At 65.2% G+C, this 24,173-nt stretch carries 21 protein-coding genes; 14 read left to right on the plus strand and 7 right to left on the minus strand.

The genetic code is table 11. The annotated features are described in order from the left end of the window. Window positions 1-10 precede the first annotated feature (10 nt). From ABZ677_RS16145 to guaA, 3 genes are all read left to right on the plus strand, one after another. On the plus strand, window positions 11-1,150 hold the full coding sequence (locus ABZ677_RS16145; protein WP_037188243.1) for a GuaB3 family IMP dehydrogenase-related protein: 1,140 nt from the start codon (window positions 11-13) through the stop codon (window positions 1,148-1,150). Window positions 1,151-1,336: 186 nt separating this feature from the next. Next, on the plus strand, window positions 1,337-3,091 hold the full coding sequence (locus ABZ677_RS16150; RefSeq protein WP_358370926.1) for a GMC family oxidoreductase: 1,755 nt from the start codon (window positions 1,337-1,339) through the stop codon (window positions 3,089-3,091). A gap of 30 nt (window positions 3,092-3,121) precedes the next feature. Then, window positions 3,122-4,711: a glutamine-hydrolyzing GMP synthase gene (gene guaA / locus ABZ677_RS16155; RefSeq protein WP_094633718.1), complete on the plus strand. Its 1,590-nt coding sequence runs from the start codon at window positions 3,122-3,124 to the stop codon at window positions 4,709-4,711. 5 nt (window positions 4,712-4,716) lie between these two features. On the opposite strand, the gene ABZ677_RS16160 is transcribed toward guaA, so the two are convergent. Both ABZ677_RS16160 and ABZ677_RS16165 read right to left on the minus strand, forming a co-directional pair. Beyond that, window positions 4,717-4,977, minus strand: coding sequence for a hypothetical protein (locus ABZ677_RS16160; protein ID WP_256986377.1), 261 nt, complete (start codon window positions 4,975-4,977; stop codon window positions 4,717-4,719). After that, window positions 4,974-6,350 (minus strand): PspC domain-containing protein, encoded by a 1,377-nt coding sequence (locus tag ABZ677_RS16165; protein WP_358370929.1) that lies wholly within the window; start codon window positions 6,348-6,350, stop codon window positions 4,974-4,976. The genes ABZ677_RS16160 and ABZ677_RS16165 overlap by 4 nt, the downstream gene beginning before the upstream one ends. Window positions 6,351-6,497: 147 nt before the next feature. Here ABZ677_RS16165 and ABZ677_RS16170 point away from each other — a divergent pair, with 147 nt between their 5' ends. The 6 genes from ABZ677_RS16170 (at window position 6,498) to ABZ677_RS16195 (ending at window position 12,180) form a co-directional block, all read left to right on the plus strand. Beyond that, on the plus strand, window positions 6,498-7,874 hold the full coding sequence (locus ABZ677_RS16170) for a PspC domain-containing protein (RefSeq protein ID WP_358370932.1): 1,377 nt from the start codon (window positions 6,498-6,500) through the stop codon (window positions 7,872-7,874). Next, complete coding sequence (locus ABZ677_RS16175; protein WP_317801141.1) at window positions 7,871-8,518, plus strand: response regulator transcription factor; 648 nt, start codon at window positions 7,871-7,873, stop codon at window positions 8,516-8,518. The genes ABZ677_RS16170 and ABZ677_RS16175 overlap by 4 nt, the downstream gene beginning before the upstream one ends. Window positions 8,519-8,570: 52 nt before the next feature. Continuing rightward, the gene (locus tag ABZ677_RS16180; RefSeq protein WP_358370935.1) at window positions 8,571-9,578 is read left to right on the plus strand and encodes a MerR family transcriptional regulator; all 1,008 of its coding nucleotides are present in this window, start codon (window positions 8,571-8,573) and stop codon (window positions 9,576-9,578) included. Window positions 9,579-9,666: 88 nt separating this feature from the next. Then, window positions 9,667-10,368, plus strand: coding sequence for a hypothetical protein (locus ABZ677_RS16185; RefSeq protein WP_358370938.1), 702 nt, complete (start codon window positions 9,667-9,669; stop codon window positions 10,366-10,368). Window positions 10,369-10,378: 10 nt separating this feature from the next. Then, window positions 10,379-11,512, plus strand: coding sequence for a histidine kinase (locus ABZ677_RS16190; RefSeq protein ID WP_094633721.1), 1,134 nt, complete (start codon window positions 10,379-10,381; stop codon window positions 11,510-11,512). Further along, the gene (locus tag ABZ677_RS16195; RefSeq protein ID WP_256986383.1) at window positions 11,500-12,180 is read left to right on the plus strand and encodes a response regulator transcription factor; all 681 of its coding nucleotides are present in this window, start codon (window positions 11,500-11,502) and stop codon (window positions 12,178-12,180) included. Before ABZ677_RS16190 ends, ABZ677_RS16195 begins: the two co-directional genes overlap by 13 nt. Window positions 12,181-12,188: 8 nt before the next feature. Here ABZ677_RS16195 and ABZ677_RS16200 read toward each other — a convergent pair whose 3' ends face one another. Further along, complete coding sequence (locus ABZ677_RS16200; RefSeq protein WP_037188981.1) at window positions 12,189-13,412, minus strand: serine/threonine-protein kinase; 1,224 nt, start codon at window positions 13,410-13,412, stop codon at window positions 12,189-12,191. Window positions 13,413-13,617: 205 nt separating this feature from the next. Between ABZ677_RS16200 and ABZ677_RS16205 the strand changes: the two genes are divergently transcribed. Genes ABZ677_RS16205 through ABZ677_RS16220 form a run of 4 tightly spaced genes read left to right on the plus strand, consistent with a single transcriptional unit; the run spans window position 13,618 to window position 17,308 of the window. Further along, complete coding sequence (locus ABZ677_RS16205) at window positions 13,618-14,430, plus strand: hypothetical protein (protein WP_358370942.1); 813 nt, start codon at window positions 13,618-13,620, stop codon at window positions 14,428-14,430. Further along, window positions 14,427-16,001 carry a DNA polymerase Y family protein gene (locus ABZ677_RS16210; protein WP_358370945.1) on the plus strand — a complete coding sequence of 525 codons (1,575 nt, stop codon included), beginning with the start codon at window positions 14,427-14,429 and terminating at the stop codon, window positions 15,999-16,001. The genes ABZ677_RS16205 and ABZ677_RS16210 overlap by 4 nt, the downstream gene beginning before the upstream one ends. A gap of 28 nt (window positions 16,002-16,029) precedes the next feature. Continuing rightward, entirely contained in the window at window positions 16,030-16,788 is a 759-nt protein-coding gene (locus ABZ677_RS16215; protein WP_094633814.1) for an alpha/beta hydrolase, read from the plus strand. Between the two features lie 10 nt (window positions 16,789-16,798). Next, on the plus strand, window positions 16,799-17,308 hold the full coding sequence (locus ABZ677_RS16220) for a hypothetical protein (protein ID WP_358370948.1): 510 nt from the start codon (window positions 16,799-16,801) through the stop codon (window positions 17,306-17,308). An 11-nt stretch (window positions 17,309-17,319) separates the two neighbouring features. Here ABZ677_RS16220 and ABZ677_RS16225 read toward each other — a convergent pair whose 3' ends face one another. Further along, window positions 17,320-17,823 (minus strand): isoprenylcysteine carboxylmethyltransferase family protein, encoded by a 504-nt coding sequence (locus tag ABZ677_RS16225; RefSeq protein ID WP_358371006.1) that lies wholly within the window; start codon window positions 17,821-17,823, stop codon window positions 17,320-17,322. Window positions 17,824-18,024: 201 nt separating this feature from the next. Next, the gene (locus ABZ677_RS16230; protein ID WP_358370951.1) at window positions 18,025-18,984 is read right to left on the minus strand and encodes a helix-turn-helix domain-containing protein; all 960 of its coding nucleotides are present in this window, start codon (window positions 18,982-18,984) and stop codon (window positions 18,025-18,027) included. 55 nt (window positions 18,985-19,039) lie between these two features. On the opposite strand from ABZ677_RS16230, the gene ABZ677_RS16235 reads away from it, so the two are divergent. Continuing rightward, the gene (locus tag ABZ677_RS16235) at window positions 19,040-19,804 is read left to right on the plus strand and encodes a methyltransferase domain-containing protein (protein ID WP_358370953.1); all 765 of its coding nucleotides are present in this window, start codon (window positions 19,040-19,042) and stop codon (window positions 19,802-19,804) included. Window positions 19,805-19,859: 55 nt separating this feature from the next. On the opposite strand, the gene ABZ677_RS16240 is transcribed toward ABZ677_RS16235, so the two are convergent. Together ABZ677_RS16240 and ABZ677_RS16245 are read right to left on the minus strand one after the other, a co-directional pair. Next, window positions 19,860-21,860, minus strand: a complete 2,001-nt coding sequence (locus ABZ677_RS16240) for an SDR family oxidoreductase (RefSeq protein ID WP_358370956.1) — start codon at window positions 21,858-21,860, stop codon at window positions 19,860-19,862. A 34-nt stretch (window positions 21,861-21,894) separates the two neighbouring features. Beyond that, window positions 21,895-24,024, minus strand: coding sequence for an MMPL family transporter (locus ABZ677_RS16245; protein WP_358370958.1), 2,130 nt, complete (start codon window positions 24,022-24,024; stop codon window positions 21,895-21,897). Window positions 24,025-24,173 lie beyond the last annotated feature (149 nt).

A 24,173-nucleotide genomic window follows, 5' to 3' on the forward strand; every position in this document is an offset into this window, starting at 1 on the left:
AGGTGCGCGCGTGCGCGACCTCGTTGAAATCGGCATGGGCAGAGAAGCCCGCCGCACCTACCAGCTGGACGACATCGACATCGTGCCGTCCCGTCGGACTCGGTCGTCGAAGGAGGTGTCGACGGCATGGCAGCTCGACGCGTACCGCTTCGACATTCCCCTTCTCGCGCATCCGACCGATGCTCTGGTCTCGCCCGAGTTCGCGATCGAGCTGGGTCGACAGGGTGGGCTGGGGGTCATCAACGGTGAAGGACTGTGGGCGCGCCACTCGGACGTGCAGGCCAAGATCGATCAGCTGATCCACATTGCCGAGACCGATCTGGATCCCGACGCGCCGATCGCCTTCCTGCAGGAACTGCACGCCGCGCCGCTCCGGCCGGATCTGCTGGCCGCAGCGGTCGGTCAGGTCCGTGACTCCGGGGTGACCGTCGCCGTTCGGGTGAGCCCCCAGAACGCTCGCTCGCTCACGCCTGCCCTCGTTGCATCGGGCCTGGATCTGCTGGTCATCCAGGGCACGATCATCTCCGCTGAGCACGTTGCTCACGGCGAGGACGAGCCGCTCAACCTCAAGACCTTCATCGCGGAGCTCGATGTTCCCGTCATCGCGGGCGGCGTGAGCGATCACCGCACCGCGCTGCACCTGATGCGTACCGGCGCGGCAGGCGTCATCGTCGGTTACGGCTCGGTCGAGGGTGGCACGACCACCGGTGAGGTGCTCGGCATCGGCGTTCCGATGGCCACCGCCATCGCAGACGCCGCCGCGGCGCGCCGGGACTACCTGGACGAAACCGGCGGGCGCTACGTGCACGTCATCGCCGACGGCGACATCACCACCTCCGGTGCCCTGGCCAAGGCCATCGCCTGCGGGGCCGATGCTGCGGTTCTCGGTGCTCCGCTGGCCGTCGCCGCGGAAGCTCCCGGCGGGGGTTGGTACTGGCCGTCCGCCGCGGCGCACCCGTCCATGCCGCGCGGCGCGCTGCTGCCGATGTCTGCGGGGGACCGTCCGAGCCTGGATCAGGTGCTCAACGGACCGTCGCGCGAGTCGTACGGCTCGATCAACCTCGTCGGCGGACTGCGTCGATCGATGGCGAAGTCCGGGTACTCCGATCTCAAGGAATTCCAGAAGGTGGGCCTGAACGTCAGGGCCTGATCAAGTCTGCTCCAGCAGGGCGCGCACTCCTTTCACACCGGGGTGCGCGCCCTTTCTGTTGCGTGTCGTCCACGTAAGCCGACCCTGGGTTGGTGATACCTCTCGTAACAGCTAGAATCGGTTGTGGCGGTAGTCACATGGGGGTGTGCATACTGTTCGACAGCATCGGATGTAGCGGAGGTCACCATGGGTTCAGCTGTTCGCGCAACGGATTACGACGTCTTGATCGTCGGTTCGGGCTTCGGCGGAAGCGTCACCGCGCTTCGGTTGGTGGAGAAGGGATACCGCGTCGGCATCCTGGAAGCCGGACAACGCTTCGAGGACAAGGACTTCGCGAAGAACAGCTGGGATCTCAAGCGCTTCCTGTGGGCACCCAAGCTCGGCCTGTACGGCATCCAGCGCGTGCACCTGCTGCGCGACTGCCTCATCCTCGCCGGTGCCGGAGTCGGCGGCGGCTCGCTGAACTACGCGAACACCCTCTACAAGCCCCAGGCACCGTTCTTCGAGGACAAGCAGTGGGCGCACATCACCGACTGGAGCAGTGAGCTCTCGCCGTTCTACGACCAGGCCACCCGCATGCTCGGTGTCGTGCGCAACCCGCACATGACCCCCGCCGACGAGGTGATGAAGTCGGTTGCCGAGGACATGGGCGTTGCCGACACCTTCATTCAGACCCCGGTGGGCGTGTTCTTCGGAGACGAGCCCGGCAAGACCGTCCCTGACCCGTACTTCGGCGGTGCAGGCCCCGAGCGCACCGGATGTATCGAATGCGGCGAGTGCATGACCGGTTGCCGCCACGGAGCCAAGAACACCCTGCTGAAGAACTACCTCGGTCTGGCCGAGCGCGCAGGAGCCGAGATCGTGCCGATGACGACCGTCACCGGTCTCGTTCCCCGATCCGACGGCACCTGGGACGTCGACACCGAACGCACCGGCGCTCGGCTGCGCAAGGGCAAGAAGACGTACAGCGCAGCCAATGTCGTGTTGGCGGCGGGCACCTGGGGCACCCAGAACCTGCTGCACAAGATGAAGGACACGGGCGCGCTGCCCAAACTGTCGGACACACTCGGCGAACTGACACGTACCAACTCCGAGTCGATCGTCGGAGCGGCCAAGCTGGCGGTCGATCCGAACATGGACCTCACCCGCGGAGTCGCGATCACGTCCTCGTTCCATCCCAGCCCCAACACCCACATCGAACCGTGCCGCTACGGCAAGGGCTCGAACGCGATGGGCATGCTGCAGACACTGATGACCGACGGCGGCGGGAAGATTCCGCGGTGGCTCAAGTTCGTGTTCGCGCTGATCGCACACCCGATCCAGTTCCTGCGCGTCGTCAACGTCCGGCACTGGAGCGAGCGCACCATCATCGCGCTGGTGATGCAGAACCTCGACAACTCGATCACCACGTTCACCAAGCGTGGCCCCTTCGGCCGCAAGATCTCGAGCAAGCAGGGGCACGGTGAGCCCAACCCGACGTGGATCCCCGAGGGCAACGACGCCACTCGACGCATCGCGAAGAAGATCGGCGGCGTCGCAGGCGGTACCTGGGGAGAATTGTTCAACATTCCGCTCACGGCCCATTTCCTCGGTGGCTGCGCGATCGCCTCGGATTCCGAGCACGGCGTCATCGATCCGTACCACCGCGTCCACGGCTACCCGACGCTCAGCGTCGTCGACGGGGCGGCCGTATCGGCCAACCTCGGTGTGAACCCGTCGCTGACCATCAGCGCGCAGGCCGAGCGTTCCGCCGCACTGTGGCCGAACAAGGGCGAGCTGGATCTCCGCCCGGCACAGGGACTGCCGTACCAGCGTCTCGATCCGATCGCCCCGAACTCTCCGGTCGTCCCGGTGGATGCTCCGGGTGGTCTGCGACTGCCGATCGTCGAGATCAGGTCGGGCTCCTCGGCGAAGCCCGTCGCGCATTCGGGTGTTGCATGAGCGCAACAGCAGTCCCATTAGACTGACCCGGTGACCGACTCCTCTGCACACGATCCCGCACACGCACGCCCGGTTCTCGTCGTCGATTTCGGCGCCCAGTACGCGCAGTTGATCGCCCGCCGTGTGCGCGAGGCCAATGTGTACTCCGAGGTGATCTCGCATACCGCGACCGCCGAGGAGATCGCGGCGAAGAACCCTGTCGCGCTTGTGCTTTCCGGCGGACCCTCCAGCGTCTACGCCGAGGGTGCGCCCGAGCTCGATTCCGCGCTCCTCGACCTCGGCATCCCCGTGTTCGGCATCTGCTACGGATTCCAGGCCATGGCCCAGGCCCTCGGCGGAACCGTCGAACACACCGGAACGCGGGAGTACGGGCGCACCCAACTCAGCGTGGACGGCGGCCGTCTGCACGACGGTCTGCCCGCCACACAGCCGGTCTGGATGAGTCACGGTGACGCCGTCACCGCGGCCCCGGACGGCTTCACCGTCACGGCCACCAGCGCAGGCGCGCCGGTCGCTGCCTTCGAGAACGAGGGCAAGCGCATGGCAGGCGTGCAGTATCACCCCGAGGTTCTGCACTCCCCGCACGGGCAGCAGGTGCTCAGCCGATTCCTGCACGAGACGGCGGGCATCGCTCCGGACTGGACTGCAGCGAACATCGCCGACGCTCTGGTCGACGCTGTGCAGGAGCAGGTGGGCCCCACGGGCAAGGCCATCTGTGGCCTCTCGGGCGGTGTCGACTCCGCGGTGGCGGCGGCACTGGTGCAGCGGGCCATCGGTGACCGTCTGACCTGTGTCTTCGTCGACCATGGATTGTTGCGCGCCGGCGAGCGTGAGCAGGTGCAGCAGGATTTCGTCGCCGCGACGGGTGCCAAGCTGGTCACCGTCGATGCGGTCGACACCTTCCTCGGTGCGCTCGAGGGCGTCTCCGACCCGGAGGAGAAGCGCAAGATCATCGGCCGCGAGTTCATCCGGAGCTTCGAGGGTGCCGTGGCCGAGGTGCTGGGCGAGAACGCCGAGCACGGCGACGCGGTCGAGTTCCTGGTGCAGGGCACGTTGTACCCGGATGTCGTCGAGTCCGGCGGCGGGTCCGGTACCGCGAACATCAAGAGCCACCACAACGTCGGCGGCCTGCCGGACGATCTGCAGTTCGCCCTGGTCGAGCCGCTGCGTGCGCTGTTCAAGGACGAGGTGCGTGCGGTCGGACGCGAACTGGGATTGCCCGAGGACATCGTCGGCAGGCAGCCGTTCCCCGGACCGGGTCTGGCGATCCGTATCGTCGGTGAGATCACCCGCGACCGTCTGAACACGCTCCGCCATGCCGATTCGATTGTCCGAGAAGAACTTACGGTCGCCGGCTTGGATCAGCAGATCTGGCAGTGCCCGGTGGTGCTGTTGGCCGACGTGCGCAGTGTCGGGGTGCAGGGCGACGGCCGTACCTACGGGCACCCGATCGTGCTGCGTCCGGTCTCGAGCGAGGACGCGATGACGGCGGACTGGACCAGGCTGCCGTACGACGTGCTGGAAACGATCTCGACTCGGGTGACCAACGAGGTTCCGGAGGTCAACCGAGTCGTTCTCGACGTGACGAGCAAGCCGCCGGGCACCATCGAGTGGGAGTAGTGGCGTCAGCTCTTTCTGCTGGGGCCCAGTAGTAGCGCGAAGCCCACGACCACCGCGGCGACCACGAACACCCAGCGGAACTGGACGTCGCTCAGTGCCACGATCGCATCTCGGCCGATGAGTGCTGCGACCGAGACGACCATGGCCGCCAGCCCGGCGAGGAGCAACAGTGCCGAGGGGCCGCGTCGGCCAGAGGTGCGATCCTCGGTGTCGGAATCGCTGTCGCCGTAGTCGTGGCCGATGCGGTCGGTCCTGTTCTTCTTCACGGGTTCCCCACTTTCAGCTCGCCGATTGCCACATCGCCCACGATCGTCAATGTCGGGGTATCGGTGCTCGTTCCCGGGCCGAACCGGGTATCGGTGGGGCACGACCCCACGGCCGACTCGCACTCCACGGTCACGTTCATCGAATCGGGCACGGTGACCGACGCGCTGCCCAGTGCCACATCGATCTCGACGGTGCGGTCCTCGGTGAGGTCGAGCCCCGTGAGGTCGAGGTCCAGTTCACCGAGGCCGACGTCGTAGGTAGGGGCGAGATCGGCAACGGTGAGCGGTGCGATGCGCTGCGTTCCCGACGCACTGTCCACGTCCATCGGACCGACCGCTGACGCCAGGACGACGAAGCCGGCCAGGGGTGCTGCGATCACCAACAGTCCGTAGCCCTTGCGCAGGAACGCGCCGAGTACGAGTCCGACGGAGATGACCGCGAGAGCGACGGCTCCGACGCGGCCGGCCGAGGCCCAGTCCCCTCCGGTTGCGGCACCTACCGCCGCGGTGCTGCCGGCTGCGAGCAGCGCCAAGCCGAGAAAGCTTGCCGTCCAACGTGATCGGCGTTTGCGTTCGATCGGCGCAGGCGGGAAGGTGCCTGCCGGTTCGGGAAGATCCCAGGCGAAGGGTGCCACACCGAGTGGATCCCACGACGGGGGAGTCACGGTGGGAAGGTCGGCCGGCTTCTCGGTCGACTTCTCGGCGAATGTGGTCGACTTGTTCAGGTTCACGGTGTGCGCGTCTGCGTCGATTCCGGTGTGCTCGACGGGCTTCGGCGTCGGAACGTAGCTCTTCGGCAGGGTCGTGTACGGGGTGTAGCGCTCGTGCTGGAACTGGGGCGGACGGTACTGCGCGGCCGTCCACTGCTCGGCCGATGCGCTGGGAGAACCGAAAGGCATCGGGGCGTAGCGATTACGGGAGAACTCTGCCGTCCGCATGTACGGGGGCGGCTCCGGGCACCGTTGGTGCAGCAACCACAGTCCACCGAGCATCGCCACCAGAGAGATCAGCCCCGAACCGCCGAGTCCGACACCGACCGGACCGATGGTCGACACCGCGATGACCAGTGCCACCGCAACGACCACCATCTTGGTCGTCGAATCGGAGCTGTGTCCTCGCCCGACCAGCGACTCCGCGCCCGACGCCGTGTCGCCGGCGCGATTGAGCACCAGCCACGCCGCCAGATACAGCACGATGCCGGTGCCGCCGAACAAAGTGGAGACGACGAACGCGATCCGAATCAGAACGGGGTCGACGTCGTATCGATAGCCGATACCGGCCGCAACACCCGCCACATGCCCGCGTTGCGGCAAGCGGTGCGGACGGGTGCGCCACATCTGCTGAAGTTGATCCGAGACGGTCACGTTGCTCATGCCAACCATCGTGGCCGCCGCGACCACGAAACACATCAGGGATACCCCTGATCTTCATCCCCGAAATCGGGTTCACCTCCACAGACCCGCGAAACATCAGGGCGAACCCTGATGCGACACTCGCCCTGTCCGTGCCAGGATCGAGGCGTGCACCCTGTCGACAATCCACCCGTTGACGCCGCCCGCAACGCACCACCCGTAGCCGGCGACGCGCCGGTCACCCCTGCCATCCCTGTCACCCCGATTCCTTCGGCTCCTGCCTTTCCTGTTACTCCTGCACGCTCTGCTCCTGCGCCCTATCGACGACGCGGCGGCGGACGCATCGTCGGCGGCGTCGCCGGGGGTCTGGCCGACCATCTCGGCGTCGACGTGTTCAAGGTTCGGGTGGCCTTCGCGCTGCTCGCCGCCTCGGCCGGTGCCGGCATCGCCGCCTACGGATTGATCTGGATGTTCACGCCCGCCGGCGACGACACTGCGCACCCGAGTGCCGCCGAACGCCAGCGTGCGCTCGGGTTGGCTGCTATCGGTCTCGGCCTCGCCGTCGGGCTCGCTTGGCTGCTCAGCGGTACCGCTGCATCGGTCATCGTGCCGGTCATCGTCGTGGTGATCGGGGCGGCCCTGGTATGGCGCGAATTCGACTCCGAGGGACCGCGAACAGCTCTCGGTCTGCCCAAGCATCCGACCGTGTTGAGCTGGGCGAGGGTCGTCGGCGGAGCGACGTTGATCGTGCTCGGCCTCGCCGTGGTGGTGCTCGCCCGCGTCGATCTGGCCGCGCTGCGCTCGTCCCTGCTGGCGGTGGTGGTCACTCTCGTCGGCGTCGGCCTGTTGACGGTACCCATCTGGTTGCGCACCTGGCGCGCGCTCGGTGCCGAGCGGTCCGCGCGTATCCGCAACGACGAACGCGAGGAAATCGCGTCGCACCTGCACGATTCGGTGCTCCAGACACTGGCCCTGATCCAGAAGCAGTCCGATCAGCCGCAGGAGGTGATGAGGTTGGCGCGCGGTCAGGAGCGGGAATTACGCAAATGGCTGTTCGACGGCGGAGACACCGACAACTCCAGCTTGGCCGACGCGCTCAAGACCATCTCCGGTGAGGTCGAGGATCAGCACGGCGTGACGGTTCGACCCATCACTGTCGGCGACGTGCACCTACTGCCCGACGACGTCGAGTCCGGCCTGTCCCGTGAGAGTTTCACCGCGCTGCTGGGTGCCACGCGAGAGGCTCTCGTCAACGCGGCCAAGCATTCCGGTGAGACCAATATCGATCTGTTCGCCGAGACCGAACCGGAACAGGTCAGCGTTTTCGTCCGCGATCGCGGTACCGGGTTCGACGAATCCGAGGTACCCGAGGATCGACAGGGCCTGGCGAAGTCCATTCGAGGACGCATCGAGCGCCGCGGTGGCACTGTGCAGGTACGGTCGACCGTCGGCAAGGGAACCGAAGTGCGAATCTTCATGCCCCGCAACGGCACCGCCGTGACCACCGAACCATCCGAATCCAGCCAGCAGGAGCAGCCGACGTGACCGAACCTTTCCGCGTTTTCCTGGTCGACGACCACGCGGTGTTCCGTTCCGGTGTGCGAGCCGAACTCGCTCGCGAGGCGGACATCGACGTCGTCGGGGAAGCCGGAGGCGTCGCCGAGGCGGTCTCGGGCATCGAATCGACGAAGCCGGACGTGGTGTTGCTCGACGTGCACATGCCCGACGGCGGCGGTGTGGCCGTGTTGAACCGCATCTCCGAGGGGCCGGTATGTCTCGCCCTGAGTGTGTCCGACGCCGCCGAGGACGTCATCGCCGTCATCCGTGCTGGGGCGAGGGGGTACGTCACCAAGACGATTTCCGGCTCGGAACTCGCCGACGGTGTTCGACGCGTCGCCGGGGGAGACGCGGTGTTCAGCCCCCGGCTGGCCGGATTCGTCCTCGATTCGTTCACCGGTCGCAGTGCCGCCCCGGAGCCCCCGTTGGATCCGGAACTCGATTCACTGACGCCCCGTGAACTCGAGGTGTTGCGGTTGCTCGCGCGCGGCTACACCTATCGCGAGATCGCCGAGGATCTGTTCATCTCGGTCAAGACCGTCGAGACGCATGCCTCGAACGTTCTCCGAAAGACTCAGCAGTCCAACCGGAATGCGCTCACCCGATGGGCGCACAAGCGTCGAATCGATTAGTCGTCGGGATCACGCTTGACCTTCGACCTACCCGAAGCCTCAGGATTTCACCATGACTGATTCGGACGAAGAATTCCTGACCATCGGTGCGTTCGCTCGCTCGAGCGGGCTGACCCCCAGCGCCCTACGGTTCTACGACGACTGTGCATTGCTGGTCCCGGCCCTCATCGACGCCAAGTCCGGTTATCGCTACTACACCCGAGCACAGGCGAAGCGGGCGAACATCATTCGACAACTGCGCGAGATCGGCATGCCGCTCGACAAGGTGGCCTCCGCCCTCGATGGCGCCGGAGCTGCAGCGGTCGAGATCGTGGATCGGCACGTCGACGAGCTCGCCGCACGAGCACGGGCGGCAGCAGAGGCCGCAGTCTCCATCCGCCGGTTGTTCGACGAAAAATACTGCACAGCAACGGTATCTGCCGCCGAGTTCGCGTCGGCGGTGAGACAGGTCGCGTCTGCGGCCGGAACGAGCGAGGAGTTTCCGGTGCTGCGGGGCGTGCTGATCGAGGTCGACGGCGGCACTGTCACCCTCACCGCAACGGATCGGTACCGACTCTCCACTCGCAGCCTCGTCGCACAGAGCTCGCCCGGTGCATCCTGGTCGCGTATTGCAGCGGTCGCCTCGCTCGGGGCTCTACCTACGTCGGGGAACTGCGTGCTGACGGCAACCGACAACGCGATGATGCTCGAGTCCGAAGGCGTACAGCACACTGTGGATCTCGTCGACGGCGACTATCCCGACTGGCGGACGATCATCGACGGTCTGGCTCCGACCGCGACGAGGGTTGTGGTGCAACGAGATTTCGTTCCCCTCGACAGCGGCACGCTGCGGATCGACGCAGGCCCGGACGGCCTGACGGTGGAGGGTGTCGCCGTTCCCGCACGGGTCACCGGTTCCGAGACGACGGTGTTCTTCGACGCGGCCGTCCTGCAGGCTGCCGTCGCATCGGCCGTCGGACCGGACCTGATGCTCGATATCGCCGCGCCGGACCATCCGATGCTGGTGCGGTCGGCAGTCGACGGCGCGCTGACGACACTGGTGATGCCCGTTTTCGGCTGATCGATGGTCGACGGCACCCGAAAGTCGGTGGAGAAGTATCGACTTTCGATGACTGGGTACTTGCTCCCACACTCGATACCTTGGGGGTATGGACGACAAGATGCTCGGGGAGACCTCGCCGGCGGTGCTGTGGTTCTCCCGAGGCGACCGGTTCTTCCTGGTTGTCGGTGCCGTGATCGTCGGGGGCCTGCTGGGGTTCGCGCTGCCCTATGCGGCGTCCTGGGGAGCGTCGCTCACCTGGATACCGTTTCAGGGTCCGCTGGAGTTGATCGCCTCGTGGTCGCAGTGGTGGGTGAGGTACGTGTGTATCGGGGTGGGAGTACTGCTCGGGCTGGCTCTGGTGGCGGCCGCGTTCTACGACACTGCACGGGTGGCGGTGTCGGAGGCACACGTACGCGTCACCGAGAAGGGCGAGACCCTCACCGTGTCCAGGTCGCAGGTCGGGACGGTCTTCGTCGACGGCAAGGAACTGGTTCTGCTCGACGGTGCCTCGCGTCAGTTGGTGCGGGTGCCGATCGAGGAGAAGCGTGATGCCATCGAGGCGGCGTTCGAGGAGCGGGGTTACTCGGTCGCGACCGGCGATCCGTACGACGATCTGTATCACCTGTGGGTGCCCGAAACTCCTGGTTTGGCACCGGAAGTGAACGCGGTGCTCAAAGCTCGGGACATGGCGCTGAAGAAGAAAGCGGGTTCCGACGCACGCGAATTGCGTTCGGAGCTGGACAGACTCGGCGTGGTGGTGCGCGACAGAAAGACCAGCCAGTACTGGCGCCCCCTGGTTCGATCATGACGGCGCAGTCATGACGCTGCTGCGACGGCATCGAGAACGCGTATGGGATGTCGCCGCCATCGCGTTCGCACTGGTGTTGGTGTTGTCTGTGGCCGCAGGCACCGAGGGGATGACCACCACGCGCACGGTCGTGTCGATCGTCGTCGGTGTTCTCGGCTCTGTGTTGCTGTGGTGGCGGCGTCGATGGCCGATCGAGATCGCCGTAGCGCTGGCGGTGTGCACGATCCTGACCGATGCAGTGGGTGGTGCCGAGCTGGTCGCCATCTTCACGGTTGCGTCTCGACAGTCGTGGCGGGTCACCACCGCGGTGGTGGTTCTGCATCTCGCGGCGTCGATGATCTGGACGACTGTGTGGGCCGAACAGTCCGTCCTGTACATCGGGATCCTCAGTGTGGCTCTTCTCAGCATTCCCGCCGCGTGGGGCTCGGTCGTCAAGGCCCGCCGCGAGGTGATCGATTCTCTGCGTGAGCGGGCCGAGCGAGCGGAATCCGAATCGAATCTGCGTGCCGAGACCGTCCGGGGACTCGAACGGGAGCGGATCGCGCGAGAGATGCACGACGCTCTTGCACATCGGATTTCGTTGGTCAGCCTCCATGCCGGAGCGCTCGAGGTCCGGCCGGACGTCGGTGCAAAGGAAGTCGAGGCAATCGCGTCGACCATCAGACTCAATGCACACGGTGCCCTCGAGGATCTGCGGGAGATATTGGGAGTGCTTCGATCGGGTGTCGCGGCCTCGGCGCGTCCACAACCGGGTGTGGTGGACATCGGCGAACTGATCGAGGATTCGGAGAAGGCCGGTACTCGGGTGACGTTCGTCGACGAGATGCCCTCGGACACAACGCTGACGCCCTCTGTTTCCCGCACCGTTCATCGGGTGATTCAGGAAGGTCTGACCAACGCCAGAAAGCACGCGCCCGGCCTGCCGGTGCGCTGCGGAATTGCGCTGGTGGGTGGTGAGCTTAGAGTGTGGCTCGAAAATGGTCTCGCTACAGAGAGTTTCGCGGCAGTACCCGGTTCGCGGTCGGGAATGATCGGTCTGAGCGAACGTATCGAGTTGGCCGGTGGACGAATCGAGTACGGAATCGCGCGTCGCGGCGACGGAGTGGTCTACCGTCTGGAAGCGTGGTTGCCGTGCCCGAAATAACCGATGGTCCCGATGCGCTCACAGTGGTGCTGGTCGACGACGACGCGTTGGTCCGCGCAGGCCTGTCGCTGATCCTGAGCTCGGATCCCGGAATCAGGGTGATCGGTGAGGCGTCCGACGGTCGCAGTGGCATCGAGGTAGTGCGTGCGTCGACTCCCGACGTGGTTCTGATGGACGTGCGGATGCCGGTCATGGATGGGCTCGCGGCCACCGAAATGCTTCGCGCAGAGGGGTTCACGGCAGCCATCGTGGTATTGACCACCTTCGATACCGACGAGTATCTGCTGCGGGCACTGCGGGTGGGCGCAAACGGATTCCTGCTCAAGGACACACCGCCGCGGGACATCGTCGACGCGGTGCATCGCGTCGGAACCGGGGAATCGATGTTGTCGCCGACGGCGGTCGGACGCTTGGTTGCCCACTGGCGTGAGCAGGACGCTCGATCGCACGACTCCGCCACGGCGCGGGCACGAGCCCTGCTCGATTCTCTGACCGATCGCGAACGCGAGGTTGCGGGTGCCGTCGGGTCGGGGAAGTCCAATGCGGAGATCAGTGCCGAGTTGTACATGAGTGTGGCGACCGTGAAGACCTACGTCTCGCGAATCCTCACGAAACTGGAGTGCAGCAACAGAGTTCAGATCGCGATCATCGTGCACGAGTCGCGTTGAGGGCGCGACTACAGTAGAAGGGCGATCACCAGAACCAGAACGATCACGACGACGAGAACGAGGGCGGCGAGAATCGCGGTCGACGGAATCGACGTGCGGTCACCGATGACGTCCTCGATCCGCATCAGGACGTCGTCGATCGGGTTCTTCTTCTTTTTCGGCAGGTCGAACGGCGGTGGCGAGTACGTCGAAGGAACCGGATTGGCGTGGCTCTCACCGGGTTGCACGGCCGGTAGGCCCGCGATGGTTCTGCCGAACTCCCGCGACGGACGGCGAGATTCGGAGACCGGTGTCGAGCGCCTCGCCCATGCCGGGACCACGCCGTCCGCAGACGTCAGAGGCACCCCGCGCAGCTGAGCGATGGTGCCGCGCTTGCTGATCGCGGCGACGATGATCTCGTCGCGGGCCTGCGCCATGGTGGGGCGTCGGGCAGGATCGGGCTCGAGCATGTGCAGCAACGGGCCCGTGAGATCGCCGCTGCGGGTGGGAGCGATGATCTGCCCCTTGGCAACTCGGTGCAGAAGTGCAATCGAATCGTGATCGATGTCGAACGGCGGTTTACCTTCGATGGCCGTGTACAGCGTTGCGCCGAGGGAGAACACGTCGCTGGCTGCGGTGGGATCCTGTCCGCGCGCGACCTCGGGTGCGAAATATGCCGGGGTGCCGGTGATCACGCTGTCGTCGGCTTCTTCGACGTCTCCCTTGGCGCGGGAGATGCCGAAGTCGCTGATCTTGACGATACCCAGGTCCTTGCCGCGATCGGCGATCAGAATGTTGCCCGGCTTGATGTCTCGGTGCACGATTCCGGCCTCGTGCGCCTCGGTCAGTGCGTCGGCGATCTGTGCGCCGATCTGAGCGACCTCGAACGGTGGTAGCGAGTCGGTGGTGCCGAGTGCCTGCGCGAGACTGCGCGAGGACAGGTATTCCATGACCAACCACGGCTCACCGTCGACGAGGGCGACGTCGTGCATCGCGATGGCGTGGGGGCTGGAGAGTCGGGCAGCGATCCGACCTTCGCGCATGGCCCGGTTGCGTACTTCCACGGCCTGCTGTGGGCTCAACCGAGTGGTGGACGTGACCTGCTTGACGGCCACCTGACGGTGCAGAAGCGTGTCGGTGGCGAGCCATACCGCGCCCATGCCTCCACCGCCGAGTTTGCCGGCCAGGCGGTATCTGCCTGCCAAGAGGTAGTCGGGCCCGACGCCCCGTCCAACACGCTGCTGATCCGTCACGTCCACAGGTTAGTTGACGATGACGGGACGTGCCTGCAGCCGAGGAACGGAGGCATCTACCAGGGGCTTCGCCATCACCTTGACGAGTTGCCGTCCGAGCGGCTTTACTGAGTGCAGATCGAAATTGTGTTCGAATACGCCACTTCCCGCGTTCGTCGAACACCGATGTTTCGGCTCGATTTTCTACGCCGCGAAGGGGAGTGACATGACTGTATCTGGAGCTTCCGTCACGCCGGATGCGCTCGACGGGTTGTCGCTGCCGGAGCGCGTGGCGTTGCTGCGTAGCCGGATGGCTGCCGTGCCTTCCCGGGGCGAAACGGCCTCGGTGCGCATCGAGAATTCCGAACCCGTCGAGCCCGTGCACCCGGAACCGTCGACGCAGCGTCCAACCCGTCAGCGGCCCGTTCTTCCGGTGCCGTCTGCGCTGATCGAGGTGCTACCGCACGGTGGGCTGGTGCGTGGAACGGTGGCCTCGGTGTCCGGCGCAGGCTCGCTCCTGATCGGGTTGGTCGCTGCGGTGACCGGTGCCGGTGGCCATGTGGCCGTCATCGGGCAGCCTCGTTTCGGCATTCTGGCCGCGGTGGAGATGGGCGCACAGTTGAGCAAGCTGGCCCTGATTCCCGATCCTGGTCCCGACCCGGTGGAAGTGGCGGCCATTCTGCTCGACGGTGTCGACCTCGTCGTGCTCGGTCTCGGCGGTCTGTCGGTATCGCCCACTCGGGCCAGGGCCGTGGTGGCCAGAGCGCGTAGCAAGGGGTCGACGCTGCTGGTGACCGATGGGCACTGGGACGGCGCAGAGCTACGACTGGACGCATCGGTGCACGGATACGACGGCCTCGGCACGGGCCGGGAGCTCGGCCGCGGCCGACTGCGCGGCGTCCGGTTGTCGGTGTGCGCGCGCGGCAAGGCGATGCGGCCCCGCACCGTTCGACTCGACCTGCGTTCGGAGAACGGTCGCATCGAATGGCATGCCGAGAAGCTCGAACAGAATCCATTGTCGATCGCGGTCTCGACATGAGCATCGACCGTCCCAGCCGAGTTCTGGCGCTGTGGTGCCCCGATTGGCCTGCTGTTGCAGCCGCTGCCCAGGCCGATCTCCCTGCGACGCATCCGGTGGTCGTCACCTCCGCCAATCGGGTCGTCGCGTGCTCGGCGACGGCACGGGCATCGGGCATCAAGCGCGGCCTGCGCCGTCGGGAAGCGCAGGCGCGGTGCCCGGATGTGCATGTCGCTCTGGCCGATACCGATCGTGATGCGCGACTGTTCGAGCCCGTGGTCTCGGCCGTCGCCGCCATCGCACCGGGAGTCGAAGTGCTGCGACCTGGCCTGCTGGTTCTCTCTGTCCGCGGCGTCGGACGATATTTCGGTACCGAGCATCGGGCCGCGGAACGGTTGATCGACGAAGCGTCGGCTGCCGGTGTGGAATGTCAGATCGGCATCGCCGACGAGCTGTCCACTGCGGTCGTCGCCGCGCGGTATGCGCAGGTGGTGCCGCGCGGCGGGGGTGCAGGATTTCTCGCGCCGTTGCCGGTGGCAGAACTCTCGGCGGAACCGAGCATGTCCGCTGCCGATCGCGGTGAGCTGGTGGATCTGTTGCGCCGCTTGGGTTTACGAACCATCGGCGACTTCGCTGCACTGTCTCCGGGCGATGTCGCCTCGCGTTTCGGTACCGATGCGGTGTTGGCGCATCGCAGTGCCAGGGGCGAGCCCGAACGTCCGCCGTCGGCCAGGGCTCTGCCGCCGGACCTGGATGTGGAGTACCTGTGCGATCCGCCGATCGATCGGGTCGACGCAGCTGCGTTCGCCGGGCGCGGGTTGGCCGAGCAGTTGCACACCAAGCTCGCTGCCGCTGCCGTTGCGTGCACTCGTCTGTTGGTGCATGCCAGTACCGGTAACGGCGAGAATCTGTCGCGGATCTGGCGGTGCGCGGAGCCGTTGACTCCGGAGGGGACAGCCGACCGCGTGCGGTGGCAACTGGACGGCTGGATCACCGGGCGCAGCGAGAACAAGCCGACGTCCGCGATCACCGTTCTACGGCTCGAACCGATCGAAGTGGTGGCCGCAGGTGAGCTGCAACTTGGTTTGTGGGGCAGTGTCGGGGACGAGGACGAGAGGGCGCGTCGGGCGTTGGTGCGCGTGCAGGGTCTGCTCGGTGGCGAATCGGTGCTCGGTGGTGTGCTCAGCGGTGGCCGCGGGCCGGCCGAGCGGATCACGCTGCGTCCGCTGGGCGACGAATTGGTGCCGATGTCCGATCCGTCGGATCCCTGGCCGGGACGTCTACCGGAGCCTGCTCCGGCGGCAGTGATCGAGACACGTCCGACGGTGACGCTGATGAATCGGGCGGGAACCGGAATCGGCGTCACCGACCGCGGTGTGTTCGACGCTCCGCCGTCGCGATTGCGCTGGGGCACCAAGGAATGGGGACTGACGGGTCTGGCCGGACCGTGGCCGGTGGACGAGCGATGGTGGGACAGTGGCCACGCGTCGACGGGTCCGACGGCGCGAGCCCAGGTGGTGCTCGACGACGAAAGGGCCTTGCTGCTGGTCTTCGACGAGGGTCGGTGGCGGGTGGAAGGAATCTACGAATAGCGGCACCGCTACCGTCGAAGGAATGCAGATGATGTCGGAGACGGTCGACCTCGATGGCGTCGATATCGCGTATCGCTCGTTCACCCCGCTGGGGCACGCGAACTCGAATGCGGCACCGGTGATGCTGGTGCACGGCATGGGCGGTGACAGCACAACCTGGGATCGGTTCACCCGTGCACTCACCGCGCAGGGCAGCCGGGTGATCACCGTCGATCTGCGCGGACACGGCAAGAGCGCGCACACGTCCACGTACGAGTTCGATTCCTTCGGGGCAGACCTGCTGGCGCTGATCGACCACCTCGGGCTGAACGAAGTCGATCTCGTCGGACATTCCCTCGGCGGATACGCGGTCTCGCTCGTTGCGCAACGTCGCCCGCAGCTCGTTCGTCGTCTGGTACTCGAAGAGCTGCCGATACCGATTCGGCCGGGGGACGCTCCGCCGACCCTGACCGGCAAGATGCCGTCGGTCACCGAACTCTGGCACGCAGCGACCAGCGTCGTTCTGCATCCCCGCGCGGTACTCGCCTTCGATCGCTCGATGACCTCCACTGCTCTCGAACAGTTCCGTCGTCCGAATCCGCAGTGGTGGGCGTCGTTGGCCGACATCACTGCTCCGACGCTGGTGCTTCGGGGAGGTCCGGGCGGCATGGTCGATCCGGTTCGGCTCGACGCGATGGTCTCCGAGATTTCGACCTGTCGCGTCGAGGCGTTTCGCACCGGACACAGCATCCATCGCGACGGATACTCGGCGTTCGAGGCCGCAGTTCTCCCGTTCCTGACGCATTAGGGTTTCGGACATGACTATCGGTGCGCTCGATCGCAGAATGCTGGGCTGGTCGGCACTGTTCGTCGTATCCCAGGCCAACATTGCCCGACTTCTCGGCCCCGCAGCTCCGAAAGTGCTTGCCGTACAGACGGCGTGGTCCGCCGAGCGTTATCGACAGATCCTGGCGAACATGGACGAGACCGAGATCGCCAGGTTCCGCAGCCACTATCTGCCCGACTTCGTGCATCCGGCGATCTACGCCGTCGCACTGCGTGCAGGCGCACGCAGCCTGGCAGCGAAAACCCCGCTGAGCCCTGCGGCGACGACGGCATTGGCCGTTGCGCCCGTGGCCTCCGCTGCCGGTGACTACATCGAGAACATCGTCGGATTGATACTGGTCGACAACCGCGAACAGATCACCGACACCGTCGTCCGCGCCACCACCGTGGTCAGCACCGTCAAATGGGTTCTGGCGATCGGCACCCTGACATACCTGAGTCAGGGATTCCTGCGTGTGTGGGCAAAGGCTCTCTTGCGCTGAGGCAACCCAGGCTAGAAGACGAAGGGCACCAATCGTTTCGAGCGCGCCATGTACTCGGCGTACGCGTCTCCCAATCCCTCGAGCATGGCCGTCTCCTCCGAGGGGATTCTGCGTACATATCCCCGGGCCAGAAAGGCCACCATGATGGGAGAAAGCCAGTTCCCGTACGCAACACAGAAGCCGAGCGCGCAGATCAGTGCGCCGGCATAGGACGGGTGGCGAATGAACCGATACGGGCCAGTCCGAACCACGACTTGCTCAGGGTGCGTGTGGACCACGAATGTGAAGGACTCTCCGAGTGTGCGAGCTGCCGAGATCCGAAGCGCCTGACCGAGGGTCGCGGTAGCCAACCCTGTCAGAAAGACCTCTCGTCGGTGGCGGGTGCATACAGTAGCCGGCGAGATCACGCTCAGGAGAAGGCCTCCGCCATACGAGAGCACAAGGCCGCGGCCAACGGCGCGGCCGGAACCATTGTCTCGGTTCGATGAGCCGGTCCGCGGCTTCCGCATCCCCATCTTGTATTCCGACCACACGAAGCCGGTGAATGCTGTCGCCAGAACAGCAGCGGTCGAACGGTTGGTCACGAACAATGGCAGCTTCTCGGCGATCACGCGAGACAGCTTCTCAGACGCGGACCCGTAACGGACCCGCACCCAGACCGACTCACTTCATGATCGAGTGATGCGATGTCGAACAACAGCATGTCGTAGCGAGATCTATCGACTCGGCCCGACCAAATCCTCCCCGAGGGGAGTGCGTACGTACAGCACCGATCGTCCCTGTCTGACGCGTCGCACGACCGCCGCTTCGCGGAGAACACGAAGATGCTGGCTCGCCGCGCTGGGTGAGACGCCCAGTGCGGCAGCGATTTCCCCGGTGGTAGTGGGCGCGTCGAGCCGCGTGAGAATCGTGGCACGTTGGGTGCCGAGAAGATTGGCAAGCGCCCGGTTCGGAGCTGTCCGTGCCACGTTCCACACTGAGCCGCGCCCGCGGGCCGGATACACCAGAGACGGAGACCGTGTCGGGCTGATCTGAGTGATCGCCCCGTGCACGAACACTGACGGAATCAGTGGCAGTCCACGTCCGTCGACATCGACCCACACCTGGTCCTCGAGTCGATCGACCCACAGCACACCGTCGTCCCAACGGACACGAGAATCGAGATGCTCGAACATCTTTCGTGCCCCGAAGTGCGAGAGCTGTTGCGCTCGGTAGTCCACATCACCGTCCAGCACCGCGCGGATCCGGGCCCAGTCGGGTTCGAGGCACGTAGTCCAGTATCGAGAGAGCGCGTGGACGATACGGGTGCGGACGGTTCGGGCGGAGCCGGAGAGCACCGCAGGAACGTCCGCCGAGAAGGCTGCGGCGATATCGCGTCGCATCTCCGCTGCCGGTGTCGCCCCGACAATGGCGATCTCGTCGGCGAAGGCCGGGGATTCGGTGATCGGCCGGGGAGCGAGAAAGTCCGGGATTCTGCCGTCGGGGGAGACCAACGCCGTCAGCATCTCGGTGTCGCACTGCTGCCATGCCGTCAGGACGCGTCGACGCCACGGCTCGTGCAGACGGTGCCGCTTCGGCGAGGTCCACGCACGCAGGCTCAGGACCGTCTCGAACAGTGGCGATACGGTCAACGAGGTATCCGCCAGGTCGGCGGCTCGGAGATGAAGTGCAAGCATGTAGTCCCAGACTAAATGGTGGTGGTAGGTCAAGGGGCTCGGTGTACTTGTCCGTATGCCCATCGACTTCGCAGATCCAGCCAACGGCGACACCTATTCCGGCCGCGAGGCCGACCCTTCATGGGCTGCCGCAATCACCGATACCGTCGATCCGGTCGGCGCGCATATCGTCGATCTCGGCTGCGGCGGGGGAACCTATGCGCGTGCATGGCGCACGCTTGGAGCGCACGTCACAGCTGTCGATTCGAGTGCACCGATCCTGGAGTCCGCCCGTCGATCGTCGCCCGCGGACATTGCGTTCGAGTGTGCATCCGCCGAACACACCTGCCTGCCCGGCGGTCGAGCAGACATTGTGTTCGCTCGCGCGCTCGTCCATCATCTGCCCGATGCATCTGCCCTGGCAACAGAGATGTTCCGGCTACTGCGTCCAGGTGGTACCGCGATCGTTCAGGATCGGACGAGCGAGGACGCGACACTCGCAGCGTCGCCGACAAATCCACGCGGATATCTCTTCGACGCGTTTCCCCGGTTGGTCGAGATCGAGGGTCGGCGACGACACGGCGTCGATGACGTAAAGGCCGCCTTCACGCGGGCAGGGTTCACCGACGTTGCAACGCAGCAACTCTGGGAAACTCGTCGACGCTACGAAAGTCGAGAGAAGTATCTGATCGAGATCGCAGGCAGAACCGGGCGCTCCATCCTGCACGAACTCTCCGACGTCGAACTCGCACAGTTGGTCGAGTATCTGCGTGGTCGCCTGGCCCGCGGTGAGTTGATCGAACGCGATCGCTGGACTCTGTGGACCGCCGTCGCCCCATAGCAAGGGTGTATGCAATAGCCGCTGCCGTCAGTATCCACTACTTGCGCCACGCACCTCACCAGCTCGTGCCGGGTACCAATCTTCCGACGCGTCGGATCACCTTGCCGATGCGTGCGCTCGGAGTCTTCGGATCGTATCGGCGAACTCGGTAGGGCACTTTCCCGTCTTCGATCGTGATCGGTGTTTCACCCTTGGCTGCAGCGGATTCGGGGAATTTGCGGTAGTGCTGGTGCATCGTGCGGTCTTTGCCCTTGGGGGCGAACATGGCACCGAACTGCCCGAGTGTTCCCAGCGGAGTATCGATTCGCTTCGGCTTGTCGCTCAGTGCACGAATCACGATCGCGGCGGCCTTCTCCGGTGAGAAGACCGGGCCGACGTTCTTGTCACCCGTCGGGGTGATCATCGGGGTGTCCACGAGGGGCATGTGGATGGTGGTGTACGTGATTCCGTCCGAGAGTGTCTCTGCGGCAGCCACATCGGTGAAGCCGTCCAACGCCGCCTTGCTGGCCACATAGGCGGAGAAACGGGGAGGGTGGCCCAGAACGGCAGCGCTGGAGAGGTTGACGACGTGTCCGAAGCTGCGTTCGCGCATGTGTGGCAACAGTGCGAGCACCAGTCGTATCGCCCCGAAGTAGTTGACGGCCATGGTGCGCTCGTAGTCGTGCAACCGATCGGTGGATCGATAGAGTGCGCGGCGGATGGATCGACCGGCACTGTTGACCAGCATGTCGACGTGATCGTGTTCGCTCAGAACGGTTTTCACTGTCTGGTCGACCGATTCGCTGTCGGTGACGTCGCACGAGTAACCGTAGGCGGTGCCGCCCGACTCGCGGATGTGCTCGACCACCTCGTCGAGTTGGTCCTGACCGCGCGCGAGCAGAATGACCACCGCGCCCTTGCGGGCAGCTGCTTCTGCGCTGGCTCGGCCGATTCCGGACGAACCACCGGTGATGACGATGTGACGGCCGAACAGCGGACCGCGTGGGTCGTTTCGGCGGTTGCGCTTGGGATCGAAGTTCTCCCGCCAGTGCATCCACACGCGATCGGCGTAGGTCCGCAGTGGTGGCGGTGTGATCGAGCTGCCCTGCAACGCTTTCTGCGTCGATGCCGACTCGAACACGGTGGGCAGAGTCAGGTGTTCGAGCATCACCGGTGGCACACCGAAATCGCGGAGGGCGGCATCGCGCTGCTTGCGTACGGCTCTGGACTTGGGGGAGACGACCGGAGCGACCAGTGCCCCTGGCACGTCGACGATTTTCGCGCGAGATCCGGCCGCCGACGAGAACGCGGCGTAGACCTCTGCCATCGACTGAGGCTCCGGATTGACCAGATGGAACACGCTGCCGGGAGAGGTGTCTCTATGCACGAGTTCGACGATGGCGTCGGCGACGTAGTCGACCGGAACGAGGTTGGTAGCACCCATCTTCGGCACCGTGATCGGTACGACGGACGGCAGCTTGGCAAGTTCCGCGAAGAACGGGAAGAAGTAGTACGGGCCGTCCACTTTGTCGATGGCACCGGTCTCGGAGTGGCCGATGATCGCGGCCGGCCGGTAGACCCGCCAGTCCGCAGCGCTGTCGCGGACCAGCTTCTCGGACTCGAATTTGGTGCGGTGGTAGGCAGTCGGAAAACCTTGTCCGAGGTCGAAGTCGTTCTCGGAGAACGTTCCTCGATAGTCGCCCGCAACGGCGATCGACGAGATGTGGTGCAGGCGGGCGCCGGTCTTCTCGGCGAGGCCGATCACCGAGGCGGTTCCGGCGACGTTGGTCGGGGTCTGCTCGTCACCTGCGGTCAGGTCGTAGACGGCTCCGAGGTGGAGGATGTGATCGACGTCGGCAGGCACCTCTCGGAGTCCGAGCTCCGGCTCGGTGAGGTCGCCGACCAGCGGGTGAATTCGGTCGCCGCCGTCGAGGTGCTGTGCGAGTCGCTCGAGGCGGGCCACCGAATGCGGACGCACCAGCACGTGGATCGCAGCGAGCGCATCACGTTCGAGCAATCGGGGCAGGACGTTCTTCCCGAGAAACCCGGTACCGCCGGTTACGATGTAGTTCGCCATGCGAGCCGACCTTACTCCGAAGTAAGTTCCGGTGCTAGTGCCCGATACCGGCTTTTTCGTGCACTTTCTTCATCCAGGCAGGTGCCCACCAATTGGCCTCGCCCATGAGTTTGATCAAGGACGGAACCAGCAACATACGGATGATCGTCGCGTCGATGATCAGAGCCAGAATGACTCCGACGCCGAGGAACTTCATGATCGACAGACCCGAGATCGTGAAGGCTCCGGTGACGACGATCAGAATCAACGCCGCCGCAGTGACGATGCGTCCGGTGCGTTGAGCGCCGAAGATCACCGCTTCCTCGGTGCTCGCTCCAGCCGCGCGAGCCTCGACCATGCGCGACATCAGGAACACCTCGTAATCGGTCGACAAACCGAAGATGACCGCGAGAATGAGCACCACGAACGTCGACTCGAGCGGTCCGGGGGTGACGCCGAGCAGGTCGGCTCCGTGGCCTTCCTGGAACACCCACGTGAGTGCGCCGAAGGTGGCAGCCAAGCTCAGTCCGGCCATCAGGACCGCCTTGATCGGCAGCACGATCGATCCGAACGCGAGGAACAGCAACACCAGCGTCGAGATCACCATGATGGCGATCATCACCGGTAGCCACTTCGCGATCGCCGCATTGCCGTCGTCGACATTGGCTCGTCCGCCGCCCACGAGGATCTCGGCGCCGTCCGGGGGAGCGATCGAGCGCAGCGCCGCCACTGCCTCGGATTGGGATTCGGCCTCGCTCAGCCCATCGGTCGGTTCACTGTAGGACGCCCGCAACGTCACGAAATCGTCCTTGGAGCCCAGGAATTCGGCTCGGGCGATACCGGGCGTGGATTCCACAGCGGAGGTGAGCGCTGCAATCGGTGCGCCCTGAGGCTTGACGCCGTCCAGGCCGCGCAGCACCACGGTTGCGCCCTCGCCGGTGGATTCGAAGTCGGAACCGAGAGTTTCGAATGCCATGCGCGCAGGGTTGTCCTTCGGCAGCGCCGTGTAGTCGACCTCTCCGAGTGAGACCTTCAGGATCGGGGTGGCGATGATCAGCAACCCGGCGACGATGACGGCAGCGACGATGCCCGGATGCTTCATGACGCGGGTGACGACGCCGCCCCAGAACTTGTGTGCGCGTGCATCACTGCGATCGGATGCAGTTCGTGACCATGTCCAGGAGTTGATGCGGGTGCCGAGAATGGCGAGCAGTGCCGGGACAGCGGTCAGTGACAGGACGGCCGCGCTCGCCACCGCCGCCATGGCTCCGAACCCGAGGGACCTGATCACCGCCTGCGGAAAGACGAGCATGCCGGCGAATGCGCAGATCAGCAGTAGTCCGGAGAAGACGACGGTCTTGCCCGCGGTGGATACCGTGCGGATGGTCGCGTCGATCGGCGTCAGTCCACCGCGCAATTCCTCGCGGAACCTACTGACGATGAACAGTCCGTAGTCGATGGCCAGGCCGAGTCCCAGCAACGACGCGACGTTGATGGAGAACGAGCTGACTTCGGTGAACTCGGTGAGCACCCGCAGGATCGCGAGCGAACTGAGCACGCTCAGAATGCCGACGAACACCGGAACCGCTGCAGCGACCACGCCGCCGAAGATGAAGATCAGTAGCAGCAACGTGATGGGAACAGCGATGATCTCGGAGCGGATCAGGTCGCGTTCGAGGGTTTCGCTGAGCGAGACTCCCACCACCGACGCGCCGGCGAACTGCGATTCGATTCCGGGCACTTCGAGCTGTGGAGGAAGTTCGCCGAAAGTATTGAACGTGACGCCCGAGTTCGCACCGAGAGACACCGTGGCCAACGCCTTGGTTCGGTCCTTGGAGACCAGGAATTCCTTGCTGACCGGGTCTGCGCTCCAGTACGAACTGACGTTGCCGAGGGTGTATCGACTGCTGAACTCGTCGAGCGTCGCCTGCACCTGCGGTCCGATGTCGTCGATCGTCCTGCCCTCGGGGGCGGTGTAGATCGCGACGATGTCGGGGGTCGGTTGGCCGATGCCCTGCACCAGTCGCGCGACCTCGGACGATTCACTGCCTGCGTCGGCGTAACCGCCCTCGCTCAGTTTCGAGAAGACGCCGAGTCCGAAGATCCCGCCGACGGCGACGACGGCGACGACAACAGCGAGTGCCCATCGTTTGTGCGATACGACGAACGATGCCCAACGCGTCACGTCTGTGCTCCGGCTCTGTGAAAGGGATTCTGTGAAAGGGATTCGGTGAAAAGGGTCTGTGGCGATTCGACTCTAGTTGATCCGTGTCGGACCCTCGTGTTCTCATTAGAACAAGTGTTCGATGAGACGGCAGTGTGAAGGTGGGTGGG

This window comes from Rhodococcus sp. NPDC006774, assembly GCF_040636045.1.
GTDB lineage: Bacteria > Actinomycetota > Actinomycetes > Mycobacteriales > Mycobacteriaceae > Rhodococcoides.

Coding starts and splice junctions, on each gene's coding strand:
- ABZ677_RS16150 (WP_358370926.1), top strand. CDS start 1,337: ATGGGTTCAGCTGTTCGCGCAACGGATTACGACGTCTTGATCGTCGGT.
- ABZ677_RS16240 (WP_358370956.1), bottom strand. CDS start 21,860: ATGGCGAACTACATCGTAACCGGCGGTACCGGGTTTCTCGGGAAGAAC.
- ABZ677_RS16190 (WP_094633721.1), top strand. CDS start 10,379: ATGACGCTGCTGCGACGGCATCGAGAACGCGTATGGGATGTCGCCGCC.
- ABZ677_RS16230 (WP_358370951.1), bottom strand. CDS start 18,984: ATGCTTGCACTTCATCTCCGAGCCGCCGACCTGGCGGATACCTCGTTG.
- ABZ677_RS16185 (WP_358370938.1), top strand. CDS start 9,667: ATGGACGACAAGATGCTCGGGGAGACCTCGCCGGCGGTGCTGTGGTTC.
- ABZ677_RS16180 (WP_358370935.1), top strand. CDS start 8,571: ATGACTGATTCGGACGAAGAATTCCTGACCATCGGTGCGTTCGCTCGC.
- ABZ677_RS16165 (WP_358370929.1), bottom strand. CDS start 6,350: ATGAGCAACGTGACCGTCTCGGATCAACTTCAGCAGATGTGGCGCACC.
- ABZ677_RS16220 (WP_358370948.1), top strand. CDS start 16,799: ATGACTATCGGTGCGCTCGATCGCAGAATGCTGGGCTGGTCGGCACTG.
- ABZ677_RS16210 (WP_358370945.1), top strand. CDS start 14,427: ATGAGCATCGACCGTCCCAGCCGAGTTCTGGCGCTGTGGTGCCCCGAT.
- ABZ677_RS16215 (WP_094633814.1), top strand. CDS start 16,030: ATGATGTCGGAGACGGTCGACCTCGATGGCGTCGATATCGCGTATCGC.
- ABZ677_RS16225 (WP_358371006.1), bottom strand. CDS start 17,823: ATGGGGATGCGGAAGCCGCGGACCGGCTCATCGAACCGAGACAATGGT.
- ABZ677_RS16235 (WP_358370953.1), top strand. CDS start 19,040: ATGCCCATCGACTTCGCAGATCCAGCCAACGGCGACACCTATTCCGGC.
- ABZ677_RS16205 (WP_358370942.1), top strand. CDS start 13,618: ATGACTGTATCTGGAGCTTCCGTCACGCCGGATGCGCTCGACGGGTTG.